This window comes from Syntrophus buswellii (assembly GCF_046097065.1).
In the GTDB taxonomy this organism is placed as follows: Bacteria; Desulfobacterota; Syntrophia; order Syntrophales; family Syntrophaceae; genus Syntrophus; species Syntrophus buswellii.
This window is the reverse complement of record NZ_CP175563.1, coordinates 82,947-101,288: the sequence shown is the minus strand read 5'-3', so window position 1 is coordinate 101,288 and position 18,342 is coordinate 82,947. Positions and strand designations below refer to the sequence as shown.

At 51.5% G+C, this 18,342-nt stretch carries 15 protein-coding genes, 1 pseudogene and 1 riboswitch; of the genes and pseudogenes, 6 read left to right on the top strand and 10 right to left on the bottom strand.

What is annotated here, in order from left to right; all coding sequences use genetic code 11:
- Genes ACJ77P_RS00415 through dapF form a run of 5 tightly spaced genes read right to left on the bottom strand, consistent with a single transcriptional unit; the run spans position 1 to position 5,410 of the window.
- On the bottom strand, positions 1–1,608 hold the full coding sequence (locus tag ACJ77P_RS00415) for an MBL fold metallo-hydrolase RNA specificity domain-containing protein (protein ID WP_367361410.1): 1,608 nt from the start codon (positions 1,606–1,608) through the stop codon (positions 1–3).
- A gap of 54 nt (positions 1,609–1,662) precedes the next feature.
- The gene (locus tag ACJ77P_RS00410) at positions 1,663–2,286 is read right to left on the bottom strand and encodes a site-2 protease family protein (protein ID WP_408998696.1); all 624 of its coding nucleotides are present in this window, start codon (positions 2,284–2,286) and stop codon (positions 1,663–1,665) included.
- A 41-nt stretch (positions 2,287–2,327) separates the two neighbouring features.
- Positions 2,328–3,359, bottom strand: coding sequence for a DUF933 domain-containing protein (locus tag ACJ77P_RS00405; protein ID WP_408998695.1), 1,032 nt, complete (start codon positions 3,357–3,359; stop codon positions 2,328–2,330).
- A 19-nt stretch (positions 3,360–3,378) separates the two neighbouring features.
- Positions 3,379–4,545 (bottom strand): LL-diaminopimelate aminotransferase, encoded by a 1,167-nt coding sequence (locus ACJ77P_RS00400; RefSeq protein ID WP_367361407.1) that lies wholly within the window; start codon positions 4,543–4,545, stop codon positions 3,379–3,381.
- Between the two features lie 34 nt (positions 4,546–4,579).
- Positions 4,580–5,410: a diaminopimelate epimerase gene (gene dapF / locus ACJ77P_RS00395; protein ID WP_367361406.1), complete on the bottom strand. Its 831-nt coding sequence runs from the start codon at positions 5,408–5,410 to the stop codon at positions 4,580–4,582.
- Positions 5,411–5,598: 188 nt separating this feature from the next.
- Here dapF and ACJ77P_RS00390 point away from each other — a divergent pair, with 188 nt between their 5' ends.
- Together ACJ77P_RS00390 and ACJ77P_RS00385 are read left to right on the top strand one after the other, a co-directional pair.
- Complete coding sequence (locus tag ACJ77P_RS00390; RefSeq protein ID WP_367361405.1) at positions 5,599–5,844, top strand: hypothetical protein; 246 nt, start codon at positions 5,599–5,601, stop codon at positions 5,842–5,844.
- Positions 5,845–6,382: 538 nt separating this feature from the next.
- Positions 6,383–8,038 (top strand): IS1634 family transposase, encoded by a 1,656-nt coding sequence (locus tag ACJ77P_RS00385; protein WP_408998694.1) that lies wholly within the window; start codon positions 6,383–6,385, stop codon positions 8,036–8,038.
- A gap of 146 nt (positions 8,039–8,184) precedes the next feature.
- Here the strand turns inward: ACJ77P_RS00385 and ACJ77P_RS00380 are convergent, their stop codons facing one another.
- The 3 genes from ACJ77P_RS00380 to ACJ77P_RS00370 all read right to left on the bottom strand — a co-directional run bounded on the left by ACJ77P_RS00380 (position 8,185) and on the right by ACJ77P_RS00370 (position 11,642).
- On the bottom strand, positions 8,185–9,288 hold the full coding sequence (locus tag ACJ77P_RS00380) for a glycerol dehydrogenase (protein ID WP_408998693.1): 1,104 nt from the start codon (positions 9,286–9,288) through the stop codon (positions 8,185–8,187).
- A gap of 106 nt (positions 9,289–9,394) precedes the next feature.
- Positions 9,395–10,609 carry an ISL3 family transposase gene (locus tag ACJ77P_RS00375; protein ID WP_408998692.1) on the bottom strand — a complete coding sequence of 405 codons (1,215 nt, stop codon included), beginning with the start codon at positions 10,607–10,609 and terminating at the stop codon, positions 9,395–9,397.
- A 328-nt stretch (positions 10,610–10,937) separates the two neighbouring features.
- Positions 10,938–11,642 carry a hypothetical protein gene (locus ACJ77P_RS00370; protein ID WP_367361307.1) on the bottom strand — a complete coding sequence of 235 codons (705 nt, stop codon included), beginning with the start codon at positions 11,640–11,642 and terminating at the stop codon, positions 10,938–10,940.
- 307 nt (positions 11,643–11,949) lie between these two features.
- On the opposite strand from ACJ77P_RS00370, the gene ACJ77P_RS00365 reads away from it, so the two are divergent.
- A complete protein-coding gene (locus ACJ77P_RS00365; RefSeq protein ID WP_367361306.1) occupies positions 11,950–12,426 on the top strand; it encodes a hypothetical protein in 477 nt (158 codons plus the stop codon).
- Positions 12,423–12,731, top strand: coding sequence for a hypothetical protein (locus ACJ77P_RS00360; RefSeq protein ID WP_367361305.1), 309 nt, complete (start codon positions 12,423–12,425; stop codon positions 12,729–12,731). Before ACJ77P_RS00365 ends, ACJ77P_RS00360 begins: the two co-directional genes overlap by 4 nt.
- A gap of 298 nt (positions 12,732–13,029) precedes the next feature.
- Here ACJ77P_RS00360 and ACJ77P_RS00355 read toward each other — a convergent pair whose 3' ends face one another.
- Both ACJ77P_RS00355 and ACJ77P_RS00350 read right to left on the bottom strand, forming a co-directional pair.
- Complete coding sequence (locus ACJ77P_RS00355; protein WP_408998691.1) at positions 13,030–13,677, bottom strand: acetate--CoA ligase family protein; 648 nt, start codon at positions 13,675–13,677, stop codon at positions 13,030–13,032.
- A 2-nt stretch (positions 13,678–13,679) separates the two neighbouring features.
- Positions 13,680–15,077 (bottom strand): acetate--CoA ligase family protein, encoded by a 1,398-nt coding sequence (locus tag ACJ77P_RS00350; protein WP_408998690.1) that lies wholly within the window; start codon positions 15,075–15,077, stop codon positions 13,680–13,682.
- A gap of 428 nt (positions 15,078–15,505) precedes the next feature.
- Positions 15,506–15,574: riboswitch (Fluoride riboswitch) on the top strand.
- A gap of 91 nt (positions 15,575–15,665) precedes the next feature.
- Here ACJ77P_RS00350 and ACJ77P_RS00345 point away from each other — a divergent pair.
- Together ACJ77P_RS00345 and ACJ77P_RS00340 are read left to right on the top strand one after the other, a co-directional pair.
- Entirely contained in the window at positions 15,666–17,339 is a 1,674-nt protein-coding gene (locus tag ACJ77P_RS00345; protein WP_408998689.1) for a dynamin family protein, read from the top strand.
- A gap of 53 nt (positions 17,340–17,392) precedes the next feature.
- A pseudogene (locus ACJ77P_RS00340) lies at positions 17,393–18,151 on the top strand (phosphopyruvate hydratase); the annotation flags it as partial.
- Between the last annotated feature and the right edge of the window lie 191 nt (positions 18,152–18,342).

The window sequence follows — 18,342 nt, the reverse complement described above, 5'->3', positions numbered from 1 at the left end:
TCAGATTTCCGAGATGGTTTCCATGAGATCGCGGTTCAGTTCCAGGATCCGATCCCGCAGTTCGGTCTGCTCCACCCAGGATTTGGCCTCAAGCTGCGGCTTTCTCTGGCGCAGCTGCGCCATCCTCGCTTCCAGATCCCCGATGAGATAGGCCCAGTCGATTTTCGGCGCCGCCTTCTCCGGGAATTCCACCCGCTGAATCTCCTCGCCGATTTTCAACAGGGTTTCTTCCAGATACTCGGGAATGATCACCTTGTACCCGAACCGCTCCCGGATCCGCTCCGCCAGGACCTGCTGGGCTTCATACTCGCCGTGAACCAGGAAGACCTGCAGATTCTTGTTGCGGAAGTTGCTCACCCACTCCAGCAGCTGGCTCTGTCCCGCATGGGCCGAGAAACCGCCGATCGTGAAGATCCTGGCCTTGACGGCGACCTCTTCGTTGAGAACACGCACCCTCTTGGCGCCGTCAATGATCTTGCGGCCCGTGGTTCCCTCGGCCTGAAAGCCCACAAAGACGATGCTGGCCCCTTCCCGCCAGAGATTGTGCCGGAGGTGGTGGCGGATCCGGCCGGCATTGGCCATGCCGCTGGCGGAAATAATGATGGCCGGCCCCTCGGAGGTGTTGATGGCCATGGATTCCGCCGTCGTCGGCGTCATGCGAAGCTGGGGCAGGCGCAGGGGATCCTGCCCGTTTTTGATCAGGTCCTTTGTTTCATCGTCCAGGGAAGCGGCATTGCGGCGGAAGATTTCCGTGGCCTGGATCGCCAGGGGGCTGTCCAGGTAGATGGGCATATCCTTCGGCAGGCGGCCCTCCTGGGAAAGCAGGTTGAGGCAGTACATCATTTCCTGGGTCCTTCCGACGGCGAAGGCCGGAATGACCATTTTCTCGTTATTGTTGTAGCTATAGGCGATGGCTTCGGCCAGTTCATCGAGGCTGGCCTGTTCATTCTTGTGATCCCGGTTTCCATAGGTGGATTCAAGGAAGAGATAATCCGCCTCGGCGGTGACCCCGGGATCTTCCATGAGCAATTGTCGGGGCCTTCCGATATCGCCGGAAAAGACGAATTTTGCAGGCGCTCCGTTTTCCTTCAGCCACAATTCCAGGAAGGAGGAGCCCAGAATGTGACCGGCATCCTTGAAGTTTACCCGCACCCCCGCAAAGGGTTCAAAGGGTTGATCATGGGAGACGGTCTTGAGCAGGGGGAAAACCGCCTGGGCATCCCGCTGGGTGTACAGCGGCCCGACGCGTTTTTCGCCGAAGCGCAGGCGCTTCCTGCTTTTCCACTGCGCCTCCATCTCCTGGATGTAGGCGGAATCCAGGAGAAGAATCCTCAGCAGATCCGCCGTGGGCGGAGTCGTGAAAATCGGCCCCCGGAACCCGTTCTGTACGAGACGGGGCAGCAGGCCGGAGTGATCGATGTGGGCATGGGTGAGCAAAACAAACTCGATCTTCTGCGGCTCATAAAGCTCCGTATCCCAGTTTCTCTTTTCAATCTCCAGATTGCCCTGATGCATGCCGCAGTCAATTGCGAACCGATGCCCCGCCGTTTCCAGGATGAAGCACGATCCCGTGACGGTCCTGGCTGCACCCAAATACTTTATTTTCATGGTCAGTACCTCTTTACTGATGAATTTGAGAAGAAAAAGTCCCCGCTCCTTCGCTCAGGGAAGGAACACGCCGATCACCAACAGAATCATCCACCGGAAAAAGGCAATCACCGGGTTGAGGACCCCAAGGTAAAGCAGACCGATGATGATGAAAAATCCATACGGTTCGAGGCGGGAAAGGGTGTAACGAAATTGTTCGGAGACGAATCCCATGAGGATCTTCGAACCATCCAGGGGTGGAATGGGTATCAGGTTGAAGGCGGCCAGCATGATGTTGATCTGGGCCAGGAAGGAAAGAATCTTGGCGATGTTGCCCATCGGCGGAGGCGCCAGAACCTTCCAGGCCAGCAGGGCAAAAAACGCCACGATCATGTTGGCAATGATCCCCGCGGAAGAAACCAGGATGAAACCCCGGCGCGTGTTGGGAATGTTGGCGAGATTGACCGGAACCGGCTTCGCCCAGCCGAACCCGAAAAGAAAGAGCATGAGTGTGCCCAGCGGATCCAGATGGTTCAGAGGATTGAGTGTGAGCCTGCCCATCCATTTGGCCGTGGGATCCCCCATGCGCCAGGCTACCCAGCCGTGCGCCAGTTCGTGCAGGATCACCGAATACAGAAGAGGGACAGCCAGGAGGGCAAAGGTCACCGGATCGTTTATCAACAGGTTGAGAAGGCCCATCTCTATGTTTCCCTCATCTTGGTTGAGTTCATCCGACGTTATCAGACATTAAAGCGGAAGGTGATGATATCGCCGTCGCGGACGATATATTCCTTGCCTTCGAGGCGGACCTTGCCGGCCGCCTTGGCCTTGGCATGCGAACCGCCGCAGGCCATGAAATCATCATAGGCGACGACTTCCGCCTTGATGAAGCCCCTTTCGAAATCCTTGTGAATCGCCGCCGCAGCCCTGGGGGCCTTCGTCCCCTCCGGAATGACCCAGGCCTTCACCTCGTCTTCGCCCACGGTGAAATAGGAGATCCGCCCCAGCAGAGCAAAGGCGGCCCGGATCACCCGCCCGAAGGCAGGCTCTTCCATGCCCAGGTCCGCCAGGAATTCCTTCTGCTCTTCAGGCGGCAGTCCCGCCATCTCCGCCTCCAGTTCGCAGCAGATCCCCATCAGCGGGTCGGTCAGGCAGGCCTCCTTCTGAAAGGCGTCCACATTGGGAAATCCATCTTCAGCGACATTGAGAACAACCAGTTCCGGCCGGAGCGTCCAGAAGGAAAAGCTCGAAAGGGCGGAGCGCTCCTCCTTTGTCAGCGCCAATTCCCGGAGGGGTTTTCCCGCTTCCAGCTGCTCCTGAAGGCGCGGCATCAGCTCCACGTGGAGGGACTCCGGCGGTTTCAGGGTTTTTTTCGCCACTTTCAGCAGCCGCTCGCGGCGGTTTTCCACCACCACCAGGTCGGAGAGGATCAGTTCATCGGCCAGTTTTCGGTAGCGGTTCAGCATCGCGGAAACCGAGGAATCGGAAAAACCGTCCACGACATGAAGCAGGCCTTCGGCGGCGCTGAGCGTCTGGCGGACCGTTTCCCATGCCTTTTCGCCCGCGGCGTTCACATCCGTGAAAGGCACCCGGGCGGGAACCACCCGGAGGGGCTTGTAGATCTTCACCAATCGGTCAAACCGTTCGTCGGGAACGGAAGCCTGGCCGCGAACGCATGTCTCTCCATGAACATCCCGGCTGCGGACGCCCGTCATGATTTCAAAAAGGGTGCTCTTCCCGCTCTGTGGAAGCCCCAGAATTCCGATTTCCATGATTGATCGTTTCCTTCCTTCAGGCAAACTCCTTCTCGATGCGGGCCATGGCCTCGGCCAGCCGGTTGTCCGGGACCGTCAGGGAGATGCGGATGAAGCCTTCGCCGTACTGGCCGTAGGCCGTTCCGGAAGCCACCACCACCGCCGTCTTCTCGAAAAGGCGGTTCGTGAATTCCAGGGAAGTCATGCCAGCCGGAACGGGAACCCAGAGGTAGAAGGTGCCCCTGGGCGGCTCAAAATCAATGCCGATCTTCTTCAGCGTCTTGAGAACCAGAGTCCGGCGTTCGGCATAGATGGTCCGCATCCTGTCAATGGAGGGCGATTCATGGCGGAGGGCGAACATGCCCGCATACTGGATGGGATTGAAGATTCCCGAATCGGTGTTCTCCTTGACCTTGCTCATGGCGGCCAGAATCTCCGGGTTTCCCGAAGCCATCCCGATCCGCCAGCCGGTCATGTTATAGGGCTTGGAGAGGGAATTGAGCTCCACCCCGACCTCCTTCGCCCCATTGGCCATGAGGAAGCTCAGGCGCTCCTGCCCCTCAAAAACCATCTCTGAGTACGGGTTGTCATAGCAGACGGCAATGCCCGTTTCCCGGGCAAAGGCAACCAGCCGGTCCAGGAAAGGCCGGGTGGCGCAGGCCCCCGTGGGGTTGTTGGGATAGTTGAGGAACATGCCCCGCGCCCGCTTCAGCACGTCGGAGGGAATGTCTTCAAAAACAGGCAGATATCCGTTGGCCGGCAGAATCGGCACATTGTAGGGCTCACCCCCGGCCATGAGGATGCTGGAACGATAGGCCGGATACCCGGGATCGGTCATGAGGACAATGTCCCCGGGATTGATGCAGGCCAGGACAAAATGATGACATCCTTCCTTCGAACCGATGAGCCCCAGGATCTCTTTTTCCGGATCAAGATCGACGCCGTACCTCTCGGCATACCAGCGGGCCACCTCCTGCCGGAAGGCCAGCATCCCCTTTTCCTCATCGGTCGGATAACGGTGGTTTTCGGGATTGTGCGCCTGGCGGCAGAGCTCTTCGATGATGGGTTCCGGGGTGGGCTCCACGGGATCCCCGATGGCGAGGCTGATGACGTCGACGCCATCGGCCTTGGCTTTGTTGATTTTTTTCCGCAATTCCATGAACAGGTAGGGGGGAATCTTACCCAGTCGTTCCGCAATCTGCACCGTTCTGTCTCCTTTATAAGAATGATGAATGTTGTCAATCTCCCTGACCCAGCCAGGCCTCTTCCCAGAGCTGGCCTTCATAAACCACGCGGACCCGACCCTCCAGATAGACGTTCCGGAAGGCGCCGTCGTTCTTTTCAAAATGGATTTTCAGGACCTCACCGCTTCTCACGGTCACCTCCACCGGCGAGGTCACCTCTCCCCGCGCCGCCGCAGCCAGGGCCGAGGCCACCGATCCCGTGCCGCAGGCCAGGGTTTCGTCTTCAACGCCCCGCTCGTAAGTCCGGACGGAAAGGCTTTGAGGGCCGGTCACCGTTACGAAGTTGGCGTTCGTTCCCGCCGGCGCAAACGCCTCGGAAAAGCGGAGCGCCCTGCCATAACGGAAGACGTCAAAGTGATCCAGATCCGCTACAAAAGCCACCACGTGGGGAACGCCCGTGTTGATGCTGTCCACGGTCACCCTTTCATCCTGGAGGGGGACGATCCGGCCGGCCTCCAGCGCCGAGGGTTCGGTGAGCCTCAGTTTCACCACATCACCCCGGACTTCGGCATCGATGATCCCGGCCACGGTTTCAAAGGACATCCTCTCCCCGGCAATTCCCTGTAGGAAGGCGAACCGGGCGACACAGCGGCCTCCATTGCCGCACATCTCCACTTCACTGCCGTCGGCGTTGAAAAAGCGCCAGCGGAAGTCCGCCCGCTCCGAAGGCTCCACAAGAATCACGCCGTCGGCCCCGACGGAAACCTTCCGGCGGCAGATCGCCTGCACGAAAGCCGGCATGTCCTTGACCGCAGCCAACGTCCCTCCCCGGTTATCAAACAGGATGAAGTCATTGCCGCTGCCGCTCATCTTGAAAAAGTCCATTCTCTGCCCGCTCCTGTTCCGCCCGAAAATATTTATTCCTCTGCATAACGCATCCTGCCGCTCACGTCAACGCCGGAACTGAGTCCTTTTTTCACTTGACCTCGATTAACGGGAGCCATCGAATAAGACTTGTAATATCGAAAATAAATGGATAGTTGATATTATCATTTCAAAACGGGGAGGAATGGGTGAGCGAAGAAATTAAAGAAGAGGAAGTGCAAAATATTGAAGGTTCTCAAGAGATAGCATCATTACTTATTGCAATCTTACAACCGGCTATGGCAGGCGGATTACCTGAAGAACGAGCAAAACAAATATTTAATGAGATTTTGGGAAGTATCGACAATCTTGAAGGGGTTGTAGATGGCAAAACAGCCTTTCAGCTGCTGTTGGAAAATATAACAAGAAAATGGTACCCAATGGTAACCGGATAGATTTCAATAATATCTAGACCATTTAATCATGTTTATATCGAGGTCCTTTTCATTTTTCTGCTGCCCACAAAGAATATTTTGAGTGACCCCGAATGATACCTGTCCTTATTCGGTCTCTGAATGTGTTCATCTACCAATGCTTCAAACAGCAAGAAGTGGGATTTATCGATTACGCTTGAAACGAGTGATATTTTAAAAAGACATATCATATGTAGGAAGACGGACTTGAGTTGACAGTTACCCGATATGTCCTGCCTCGAATTGTGCTGTCGGGCATCAGATTCCTTTTGGTAATTGTGCAGCAATCAATGGAATCCAAAATTAATAGCCCCGGCTACAAAGTTTGCAGTGATATTTTTTTAAAATATTGATTTCACATTACCCCGCGTTCGACAGTTATAGGCATATTTTGACCTTTTGAATAGCGTAAGTCATTGAATTTTCACAGTCGGACTCTCAAAAAACTGAAAAACCTGTAGGCATGCGAAATATGTAATTATGCTTGACATCGTTGGTAGTCTGCGTTACATGAGTAGACATGTACGTCAGAACAATCTCCAGAAAAAACAAGAGCGGATCGACCACCACATACGTCCAGTTGGCGCATAATGTTCGGGATGCCAAAACGGGACAATCGAAAGCGGATGTTCTCTACACTTTTGGCCGCGCCGACTCCCTTGATGTCGATGCGATTCGAAGACTCACCAAGAGCCTGTCCCGCTTCCTCACTCCGGAAGAGGCTTTGCGGATTCAAGGGACGATAGAGGGTGAGGCTCCAATCCGATTCCTCAAGAGCGTTCCCATGGGTGGCGCCTATTTGCTCCGTGCTCTGTGGGAACAGTTGGGCATTCCCCAGGCTCTTTCTCAATGCATGAAGGATCGATCGTTTACGTCTCCGGTGGAATGGTCGACTTTTGCCATGGTCGCCAATCGGGCGCTGGCCCCGGATTCCAAAAGAGGCGTCGAGGAGTGGGTAAAAGAAGACGTGGCCCTGGGGAATCCTGAACCGATCGAGCTTCAGCATCTGTACCGGGCCATGGATGTTCTGCTGGAGTATCGGGAAACCATCCACAAGGAAGTCTACTTTGCCGTGGCGGATCTTTTGAACCTGGAGGTGGACCTGATCTTCTTCGATACCACTAGCACCTACTTCGAAATGGATGAAGAAGACGAGGAGGGTCTTCGGAGGTATGGTCATTCCAAGGATCACCGGCCGGATCTCCCTCAGGTGGTGATCGGTCTGGCGGTCACGAAGGAGGGCATCCCGGTAAAGTGCTGGACGATGCCGGGAAACACCTCGGACATGAAGACCGTGGAAAAGGTCAAGAGTGATCTTCTCGGCTGGAAGCTGGGCCGCTGCGTCTGGGTCATGGACCGGGGGATGAGTTCGGAGGAGAATCGTATGATCCTGCAGAAGGCCGGCGGCCATTACATCATCGGCGAGAAGCTCCGGGATAATCAGGAGATCCACCGTGAGGTTCTGGCCAAGCGGGGCAGGTTCACTTCCGTCCGGGAAAACCTGGAGATCAAGGAAGTGACCATTGGCGACGGGGAAAAGCGACGCCGGTTCATCCTGGTTCACAATCCTGAGGAGGCCAAAAAGGATCAGGCCACTCGCGAGAAGACCATCAAAAAGATTGAAGAAGCTCTGAAGTCCATCAAGGATCAGACCGGACACTGTCACACGAAGAACGTCTGCGCCCTTCTGTCCCACCGGACCATGGGCAGATACCTGCGGCAGTTGAAAAACGGGCGGATCAAAATCGACAAAGGGAAGATCAGAGAAGAGGCCCATCTGGACGGGAAATACATCATTTCCACCAGTGACGACACCCTGAGTCCTGAGGATGTGGCACTGGGGTACAAACAACTGATGGAAGTGGAGCGGGCTTTCCGAACCCTGAAAACGACTCTGGATCTGAGACCTGTTTATCACCGGAAGGATGAACGGATCGAAGCCCATGTGTTCCTCTGTTTCCTGGCACTCCTTCTGGTAAGGGTTGCCGAGAGGAAAACGAACATGCCTTGGGACCATATCAAAGCTCAAATGGAGCGCCTTCATCTTGGAGAATTTTTTTCAAAAGAAGGACGGGTATTACAGACCACCGAACCGACACCGGAACAAGTCAACATCCTAAAACTACTAAAGATATCTCCACCGCAACGTATTCGGCATATCCAGGTGACCCCTTAAAAATGTAGGCAAACGCCAAAAATTCGACAACGACTTATAACTATAATTTTACTTAAGAATTTCAATTTTGTTTACCTACCGCTGTCGAAGGTGGGATAAAGAGCGTAAAGTTGGACCTCATCTCCCACCAGAGAAGGCTCTCATAATCAGTGGTTCCTTTCGTGCCCACTTCTTTTTTGACCAAGGGCATCTGCTGCAAGCATTGCATCGAGGACTTTTTTGGGAGTAATCACACCAGCTTCGTGATGAATGGGCTGATCGGGAGTGCAGGCCTTTTCTGCTGCTTCCATCAGCTTATGTCGGTCGGCATTTCCAAGGCCAATGCCTGCAAGTGTGGTTGGCAAGCCGATGTCCTCACAGAAAGAGTAAATGATTTCTGTCTCGTCAGCCGACGTGTCCGCAAGTTGGAGGCCAACTAAAACGCCAAAGGCGACCTTTTCACCGTGGTAGAAAGAATGGGTTTCCGCCAATGCGGTGAGACCATTGTGAATGGAATGGGCCGCCGCCAATCCGGCGCTTTCAAACCCGATTCCGCTCAATAGGATATTCGCCTCAATAATTCGTTCCAGAGCTGGAGTGACAAGATGTCTCTCACTGGCGAGTTTGGCGGCTGCGCCATGTGTCAGCAGTATTTCATAACAGAGTTTGGCGATGCCGAGCCCTGCCGTTGTAGCATAACCACCGCATTCGTTTGCTGACTGGGTGCGGTCACAGGATCTAGCCTCGAACCATGTTGATAGAGCGTCTCCCATCCCAGATACAAGAAACCGTGTCGGTGCCGCCGCGATGATTGCCACATCGACAAGCACAGCCGCAGGGTTTGTCTTTTGATAACATACAGAATCGAAAACCCCGTCCTTCGAGTACAGCACCGCACACCCACTGCATGGAGCATCGGTCGAAGCGATTGAGGGAACAATGATCACCGGTATGCCTGCACGGTCGGCAGCAATTTTCGCCGTGTCAATAGTCTTGCCTCCACCCATACCGACAAGAACATCAGCATGCGTTTGCGCAAGGGTGCCGGAAAGCCGGTTCAGTTCTTCCTCGCAACATTCGCCGCAGAACACCTCGATGGGAATGGCTCGATTGAGCCAGTCGACACCGCTTTCAGGAAGTACCTTGTCCTTCACCGAGGGTGATGCCAGTATCAATCCCTGTTTACCCAGCAAATCGATCAGTACGGGTATTTGACCTATTGCACCAACACCTTGGATGTATTTGCCTGGAAATACTGCTTTCTTGAACACTGAGACCTCCTGTCTTGTTGATCATTCGGACGTTTGAATTCATTGGCGGTCAAAAACACAGCTTTGGACTTGATGCTGATGAACTCATTTATAGCTGAAATCTGGTTCATCCGACTAAAGCATACTTGGCTTCATGAATGGCCATGATTTTAAGTTTGAAGAATTCGATATCCCGGAACCCATAGGCCATCCGTTTCATGGTTTTGATTTTGTTGTTTGTGCCTTCCAATGGAGCCGACGAGATGCGGTAATCATAATAAGAGAGGATACCGGATTGAAATGCAGCAAGTGACTTTGCAAACTTTTTCAACATTTTGATCCCGGAAGTTTCCGCCCTCTTGATCCAATCAACCAATACAAGCCGTGCTTTTTCCTTGGTTGGCTGGAACCAGACCTGTCGGAGATCTTCTTTCAGGTAATAGGCGCATGAAAGGGGCTGGTTTAGCTGAAGGGCATCGTTCAAGCGGGCCCTTTCACCTTTGGATGAAGAAAGATTTTCCGGATTTTTCAGGAGAAGCCAGCGGGTACCCTTCAGGACTTTCTTCTGAAGGAGATCTTTTGCCTCCCGATAAAGGTCTCTTCTTAGCCCGGACAATTTGTCGTTGAAGAGCTTGATGACATGAAAATGGTCGAAAACAATCGTCGCTTTCTGAAGATGAGTCGATACAGCGCTGATATAAGCGGGAGACATATCCATGGCAACGGCTTCAATCTTGGCTTTGGCACGTTTGACCTTTTTCCAGAAAGAGTCAAGCGCATCGGCTCCCTTGCCATCACCGGCATAGACGATCGTCCCTTTGGTCATATCCAAAACAACGGTCAGATACCGATGCCCCTTGCGAATCGAGATCTCATCGATGGCAATTCTCCGAAGATCCTTCAGGCAGGGTCTGGAAAACCTCTTCATCAAATCTCGTTTCTGAATTTCCTTGATCACGTCCCAGGATACCGACAGATGTCCAGCTACATCCCGGATCGTCATGTGTTTCGACAATTCCAAGGCATATCGCTCAAAAGCACGGGTGCAAGAAAACCGGGGATCAGCAAATCCCAGCGACACTTGACGAATAGTACCGCAACGAAGGCACCCTACACGCTGAACATCAAGATCGAAAAACACGTTTTTGAAACCGATAGGAATGCTTCGGAACCGTCTCCGTGTCGTTCCCCGCATGATGACCTTCCTGCTTCTACAGACCGGACAACGAAGTTTGCTCCTTTTGTGGCGTATGGTGAACGTGATACTTCTTCCCTCATATCGCGTCCTGACATAATCGTAGCCGATAAGGCCGAATCCATGGTAAAGAAGACTCGTGGACATGCTTCCCCTCCGTTAATTGGAAATCTTCGAACAATTTCCTCTTGGGGTGTATGTCCATTTTTTTCAATATGAATGTACGCATCGACCGGATGAACCTGAAATCTTTCATATCAAGCAAGGCTGAAGATCTATCGCTTTCAGGAAGAAGTTGATGAATTTAGCCGGAACGTTTTTTTAAAAATGTTTGGCACCGGAAAGTGTGAGATACATCTACAGAGGATGCACTCTGAGCAATTAAAAAAAGCATCTATTACCATTTGAAATATGGACGATAAGGCATGGAAATTTCTGACCCTTCCTTTATGTCAGGCTGAACAGATGTATTCTATCACCGTCTATCTGGAAATGTAATGCGGCCGCCAAAATAGCCAAGTGCGACAACATTCAGGGCCGTAGTTACTACCAGTACATGATAAAGTCCATGAATCGGCCCTGTAGGATATGAGTCAGTAAAAAAGTATTGGTATCCAAATAGACAAAGTACGCCCAGCATGGAAAATGGAAGAAGAATAGATAAGAGAATCTTTGCCTTGAATTCAAATGAATTTTTACGTTGATAATTATAACGCCAGCTGAGATAGCCTGTCAGAATAGTAAAAGGCATTATAATTGTAGCTACAATCAGATTGAAGACACCAGCCAGCTCCGTGATCCGTAAATCAAATAAGATGCTGACGATTGAAAACAGTGCAGCGGTGACAGAAAGTGCAATAGGGAAATGAGAGGATATGGGATGGGGATGTTTGGAAAGCAATAAGGCAACCCATGCGTGGGGAAGTTCAATCGAAGTCAAAGGACTGGCGACTATCTTTCCTAACAACTTAGCTTTGGACAGTGCATCTATACCGTGCGGAGAAATTTCCATGTCTTTTGTGAGATCCGTTCCGGCCATATGTCTGCCCATGTGAAGTCCATTCTTCCATAACTTACTTTCGGGAGATACTTCGTATACATTACCTCTGTAAGCAAAAAGAATAGGCCGTCCGTTTTTTCCATCGCCCAGTTTAAGTTCTTCGGCAGTATACAGTGTCATCAGCCCTTTCCTTTCTGTCGTCAATTGATGGAACCTGACCAAGAACTCACCCTTGCATAAAAAACGGCCTCACTTCCATTCCAGGCTTCTCGTTGCGAAATGGGACCACTTCCTTTGCTTCTCTTAAAGAAAATTTATCATATTACGCCAAATTTCTGCAGCCATTATAGAGGCCAATTCTACCAAATCTATCAAAAGAAAAAAGTTACTTGCTCAGAAAAATTATCAGGACTATTATAAACGTATATTTTTAATCAGTTTCCCAGGCTAATAATAGAGGCAGTCAATTCCGTAAAAGGAGGGCGCTATGTCACTATTTGGAGTGCAGGTTTCTGTCATGGTTCACGTCCTTTTCGGCGTTTTGGGGATTCTCCTGGCGGTGGCCCTTTTTGTCTACGTCCTGAATGCGAGTGAAAAAAATATCCCCACAATTCGAGGGCTAAGCCTCTGTTTGGCTTTGTCCATGGTCGTTTCTTATGTTATCGGAGGATGGTGGTATATTGTTCACTATGCCCATGATAAGGCCATCATCCTTAATGGACCATGGGAATGGGCACATTCATTTTTCATGGAGTGGAAGGAACATTTCTTCTTCTCCCTGCTCGTTCTGAGTATTCTTCTGCCTGTCATTACCTATCGAAACAATCTCTTAATCCCTGAAAACCGGAGACTTACTCTCATTGTCACTTCACTGATCGTTCTCATTGGCCTTGCCATGGAAGGCGCGGGAGCGGTCATCAGCAGAGGGGTTCTTATGGGCTGTATGGGGAAGGTAGGGCCATGAAAAATACATTGGATAAAGCAACTATCGGGTTTGTTCTTTCTGCCGGCTTTGTAAATATTCTCAATGCCTTCCTGGTGATTTTTAAGGAACTGACACCTTCATTAAAGAAAGCCATGGCTGATGCCACTGGCCACCACTGGATAACCCATGGAATGATCATCCTTGGACTTTTTGTCATATTGGGCTTTGTCTTCTCAGGAACAATCAAGCCAGACTATCGGGTTGCTGAGAAGCTATCCCAGATGATTCTCTTGTCTGTCGTCATTGGGGGCGGCCTGATCACTGCGTTTTATCTACTTCATTGAAGGCAGTTCGCCATTAACCTCTGTGTCTATTGTGTATTGAAATCTACTACATAAGCAAGATGCGTCGGCTCAACGCTTGCAGTAAGAACTTGATGAATTTAGCCGGAATGTTTTTTCATAAAATGTTTGGCACCGGAACGTGTGGGATCTACGAGTCAAAGGAATGAAAATAATTGATGTGGATTGGCGTAATGTCCGATATCCATTGGAGCTCTGCTGTAGGGTAGATAATCAAAGAAGTAAAACGGGGATCACCCAAGTAGGCGCCCCCGCATGGTTGAACATTTCCCCACAAATTCTACCCGATTTTGATCCGGGCATCGCAGACTTCGACGCCTTTTGGGGATGCAAATATCGGGTTCAAGTCCATTTCCCGGATTTCCGGATGTTTTTCCACTAGATGGGAAACTTGCAGGATAAAGTTCTCCACCGCCGCAAGGTCGACCTTTTTTCCTCTGGGATTCTTCAAGATTTTATAACCCTGGAGATCTTCCATGATCTCCTTCGCATCCCGTGCCTCAAGAGGAATGAGCCTGAATGAAACATCCTTGAGGGCTTCAACAAAGATTCCACCCAATCCAAACATGATCACCGGGCCGAATTGTTGGTCCGTCATGGTCCCAACGATCAGTTCGAGCCCCTTGCCAAGCTTCTGGACAATAACGCCCTCCAGCCTTTTCCCAGGATGATTGGAGGTAAAAGTATGAACGATGTCCGTAAAGGCTGTCCTCACATCATCCTCATCCTTGAGAAAGACTTTTATTCCTCCGGTTTCCGTCTTGTGCACAATGTCGGGAGAGGAGACCTTGAGGGCGACGGGAAAACCTATTTGGGAAGCTATCATCACGGCCTCATTTTCATCTTTTGCAAGTACGGTTTTCAGTATGGGAATCCCTTCCTTATCAAGAAAGTCGAAAGCTTCAACACCGAGTAATAATCGTTCCATTGTTAGTTCTCCCTTGCTGACAATAGATTGGCTTTCCAAAGATTGCTCATGGCTTTCGCGGCCCGTTCAGGGGTAGGAAGGATAGCGATACCCTTTTTCCTGTCGAGCCCTTTGATCCCTTCGTCCCAAACACCGGGGGGCGATGTAATAACACTGATTACCGGTTTTTTAAACGCATCGATATTCTGAATATGCTCTGCCATCGCAGAGGCCAGGGAAAGATTCGCCGACGCGTACAAGTTGATGAAAATGGCGCCATCGATGCCTTCATCTTCGACCACTGCATTGAGGATATCGAACATGGCTTTCGGATTATACCACACAGGGCCCATGTCAACCGGATTGGTGCGGATGACGATGGGTGGAAGGTACTCATTGATCTTTTCCTTCGTTGCCGAAGAGAACGGCGAGAGACTTAATCCATATGCCTCCAGAGCATCTGCTGCTATGATTCCAGGACCTGCCTGGCCGGAAAGAACCGCAATGTGATTTCCCCTGGCGAGAGCACAGGAATCGAGCACTTTTGCCGTGTCAATCAATTCTTCTGCGGACGTAACCTCCAGAATTCCCGCCTGACGAAAAGCGCCTCTCCAAATTTCGTGATTGCCGGCAAGGGAACCGGTGTGAAATTTACTTGCGCTATCGCTTTTTACGCTTTTCCCCGATTTATAGGCGACGATAGGGTTTTTTCCTCTCAACAATCTGGCCATGTCGAGGAGTTTCCTCGGTTCATCGAGGCCCTCTATGTAAAGGGCAATGACCTTAGTGGCCTCGTCTTCTTCAATAAAAAACTGCACGGCTTCCGGGAAACCCACGTTGAGCCGGTTTCCGAGGCTCATCAATGACGATACTCCCATTCTCTGATGAATGGCCAGGAACCCACACAAGTGGCATAGTCCGCCGCTCTGGCTTATGATGGCTACGCCGCCCTTTTCCAATTGACAGAATTCAGAGGTAAAAGATGCATCAATCCCGAAGGCAATATTGGCAAAACCGGATGTATTGGGGCCAATGACCGGCAGTTCGTATTGATCGCATATTTTGCGAATCTTTTCCTGAAGGACTGCTCCCTGCGAGTCCTCAATTTCCCGGAAACCCGCCGTAATAAGCACCGCCCCTTTGACGCCCTTCTCTCCACACTGATGCAGTGTCTCGGGCACGAGCGCGGCAGGCACCACAATGATCGCAAGGTCGATTTCCCCCGGCACTTCACCTATAGAATGATAGGAATCAAGGTTCCACACTTTTCCACCTTTTGGATTTATGGGGTATATTTTACCCGCATAATGGCCGACAAGGCTCTTCATCACGTGACAACCAAGTTTGTCAAAACTGTTTGATGCCCCTATGACCACAACCGAGTCAGGAGAAAAAAGCTTCATCAGTTTTTTTGTCATCATGTGTTTCATTTCCTCCTTATTGTTGTGTGAAACCTGGGGGAGAAAAATTCCGGCCTAAAAGATGGTGCTGCAAACTCGCCGATAATGATCAGCAGCAATGTAGCATATAACGAAAACATAGAGAATCAATACATTCAGGAGGAAGAACTTGATGAATTTAGCCGGAACGTTTTTTCATAAAAATGTCTGGCAGCGGAAAGTGCGGGATACATCGACGAATCTGAACCGCCCATTGCATCACCAGTTCGACAGTTATTTATTGAGGTTAAGATTTAAGATGGCTGCACATCTGTAGCATATTTCTTTGGGTAAGGACAATGGTAGGCCTCCTTTGAGTAATCTATGTGAGAAGAATAGCTTCGAATTTTCATTCAGAAGTAATGCTTTGGAAAATACCGTCTTGACACGTTCGACGACTCTGGGATACAAAAAATTTTGGTGATGGAGTTCACCTGTAATGAACCGCCCACCCTAGGGCTGATGACTCCTACGTGGATGAAGTGATCCATCCCACGACAGGAGATTTGAACAGGGAACGATCTATTTATCAAGACAACTCCTGTCGTGGAATAACCGCAGGAGTTTTTTATGGATCGGATGCTCGACGAACTTCCCAGACACATTCATTCCGTGGAGCCTGTCCTCCATTATCTCCGGCAGGTCTGCACCCATTTTCAAATCGCCTCACTAAATCGTCCGCTGGAGGCCGCCGAAAGCCTTCTAGTCCAGAACAGGCCCATCGACGTGGCCATCCTCGGTCAGTTCAAGGCAGGAAAAAGTTCCTTTCTCAACAGTATTCTGGGCAAACCAGTCCTTCCCGTGGGCGCCATCCCGGTCACGACGGCAATTACCCGCTTGCAATACGGGGAAAAGGAGCGGGTACAAGTCCGCCATTTCGACGGGTCCGTTACCGAGGTGGCCCTTGCAGATCTTCCCGATTATACATCGGAAGCGAAAAATCCAAACAATCGGCGAAATGTCGAAGTGGTGGACATCGAACTTCCCTCTCTGATGCCGTATGCCGGTCTCCGGCTGGTGGATACCCCGGGTTTGGGAAGTGTTTTCGCCTACCATAAATCGACTTCGGAAAACTGGCTCCCCGAAGTGGGTGCAGCCCTGATGGCCGTCAGTTCCGACCGGCCCCTGTCGGAAAACGACCTGGAGCTGATTCGGGAGCTGACCCAGTACACCCCCAACATCCTGCTGTTGCTGACCAAGACGGACCTGCTCTCGACGGAGCAGCAGGACGAAGTGATCGCCTTTTTCCACCAGACCCTTCAGCGGGAACTAAATCGGGATTTTCCCCTTTACCTCTATTCCACGCAAGTCGATACGGAACATCATAAGCAGCGAATTGAGCGGGAAATACTACAGAGCCTGTCGAGCAACCGGGACAGCGAATTCCAGCGGATCCTCCGGCACAAGACCAAGTCCCTTCTGCGAAGCATCCTGGGCTACCTGGACATCGCCCTGCAGACGGCTCTTCAGGCCGATTCGGATCGGGAGGGACTGCGGGCCCAGATCCTCAATGAACAGGTCAACGAGGAACTCATGCGGGAGGAGCTTGGACTTATCGCCCGTGAAAACGCACTGCAGACCCGCCCCATGCTCAAGGCCTACCTGGACCGGTTTTACGCACCGATTTTAGAGAAGGCCGTGGCCAGACTGGAAAAAGACATCCCCTCCTGGAAGGGGAATCTCTGGCAACTGTCGCGGCACTTTGAAGCGTGGACGTCGGAAGTCATGACGGAAGAAATGTGGAAAATCTCACGATCCGAGTCTCCACATTTTTTTGGAACCCTGAAGAAATCCCACGCGAGTTTTTCCCGTTCCCTGGCCGCTTTCCGGAGGTTCCTTGATGAGAACATCCAGAAGGTGCTGGGCATCCGCCTGGCTGAGGTGGACTGGAGCATCGACGTGGCGGAACCGGAGCATCCCGATATTATCGCCACGAAATCCTTTGACATTCATCTCGATCTGATCTGGTTTCTTATTCCCATGTTTTTATTTCGCAAAGCCTTTGAACGGCACTTTGTCCGGTGCCTTCCGCGGGAGGTGGAGATGAATCTCTCCCGCCTGGCATACCAGTGGGAAAAACGAATCAATGCCGCCATTGATTCCATGAAGGAACAGGCTGTCGGTTACGTGCGGGATGAACTGGCAACCATCGATGCCCTTCTTTCAAAAACAGGAGGCCAGAGCGAGGAAATTCGACGGATCACGGAGGAACTCAAGGAGGCGTCGGAGCGCCTGGAATCTTAGGAGAAAAGGGTGGGACGGCCTTCCATGAAGCCTGCAAGACCCACCAGACACCATTTGCCGAGGCCTTACGGTAAGGCGCCCAGACCTTTCACGCCCTGAAGGACATCCTGGGGAAAAAGGGATATGCCACGAGCGTGGGCGATGAAGGCGGATTTGCCCCAAACCTGAAGAGCAACGAAGAGGCATGCGAGCTGATTCTTCAGGCCATTGAAGCGGCTGGTTTCATGCCTGGTCAGGATGTTGCCATTGCCCTGGATCCTGCCGCCAGTTCTTTTTTCGGGGACGGCGCCTATTGCCTGACAAAATCAAACTAGGGGACAAAAAACAGCGAGGAGATGATTGCGATCTATAAAGACTAGATCAAGAAATATCCCATTGTCTCGATTGAAGACGGCCTTGCCGAGAACGACTGGGAGGGTTTCAGCAGGCAAACGGCGGAACAGGGGGATCAGATTCAGATTGTCGGGGACGATATTTTCGTAACCAACACCCAATACATTGCCCGCGGCATTCAGGAGAAAACAGCCAATGCCGTCCTGATCAAGCTCAACCAGATCGGCACCGTAACGGAAACCATCGAAGCGATCAATCTCTGTCGTAAGGCTGGTTGGGCATATGTCGTTTCCCATCGTTCCGGTGAAACGGAAGACGCCATTATTGCCGATTTCACGGTAGCTATGGGAGGGGCACAGATCAAGACCGGTTCCGCCTGCCGCAGCGAACGCATCGCCAAATATAACCGACTGTTGGAAATTGAAGCCGAGCTGGGCAAAGCGGCTCTCCTTGGAAATCCTTTTCAACGCGGGTTATAAAGGGACCGCTGGTTATGGGATCCACTCATACCGGACGGATCAACAACCTTTTGATTGCCTTGGCAAATCTTCAGCTGAATGCCTAAGAATGGTAATCTATATGCAACAGAAAATATTGGATTACGTGCTGGACCGACGGTGTCACGAGGGGGGGTACTGTTTTTACAAACTGGAGGAACCCAACGGTTCGG

Bases quoted from the DNA above. Each gene is read 5' to 3' on its own strand.
- ACJ77P_RS00415 (WP_367361410.1), bottom strand. From the start codon at position 1,608: ATGAAAATAAAGTATTTGGGTGCAGCCAGGACCGTCACGGGATCGTGC.
- ACJ77P_RS00410 (WP_408998696.1), bottom strand. From the start codon at position 2,286: ATGGGCCTTCTCAACCTGTTGATAAACGATCCGGTGACCTTTGCCCTC.
- ACJ77P_RS00405 (WP_408998695.1), bottom strand. From the start codon at position 3,359: ATGGAAATCGGAATTCTGGGGCTTCCACAGAGCGGGAAGAGCACCCTT.
- dapF (WP_367361406.1), bottom strand. From the start codon at position 5,410: ATGGACTTTTTCAAGATGAGCGGCAGCGGCAATGACTTCATCCTGTTT.
- ACJ77P_RS00385 (WP_408998694.1), top strand. From the start codon at position 6,383: ATGTACGTCAGAACAATCTCCAGAAAAAACAAGAGCGGATCGACCACC.
- ACJ77P_RS00375 (WP_408998692.1), bottom strand. From the start codon at position 10,609: ATGTCCACGAGTCTTCTTTACCATGGATTCGGCCTTATCGGCTACGAT.
- ACJ77P_RS00370 (WP_367361307.1), bottom strand. From the start codon at position 11,642: ATGACACTGTATACTGCCGAAGAACTTAAACTGGGCGATGGAAAAAAC.
- ACJ77P_RS00365 (WP_367361306.1), top strand. From the start codon at position 11,950: ATGTCACTATTTGGAGTGCAGGTTTCTGTCATGGTTCACGTCCTTTTC.
- ACJ77P_RS00360 (WP_367361305.1), top strand. From the start codon at position 12,423: ATGAAAAATACATTGGATAAAGCAACTATCGGGTTTGTTCTTTCTGCC.
- ACJ77P_RS00355 (WP_408998691.1), bottom strand. From the start codon at position 13,677: ATGGAACGATTATTACTCGGTGTTGAAGCTTTCGACTTTCTTGATAAG.
- ACJ77P_RS00350 (WP_408998690.1), bottom strand. From the start codon at position 15,077: ATGATGACAAAAAAACTGATGAAGCTTTTTTCTCCTGACTCGGTTGTG.
- ACJ77P_RS00345 (WP_408998689.1), top strand. From the start codon at position 15,666: ATGGATCGGATGCTCGACGAACTTCCCAGACACATTCATTCCGTGGAG.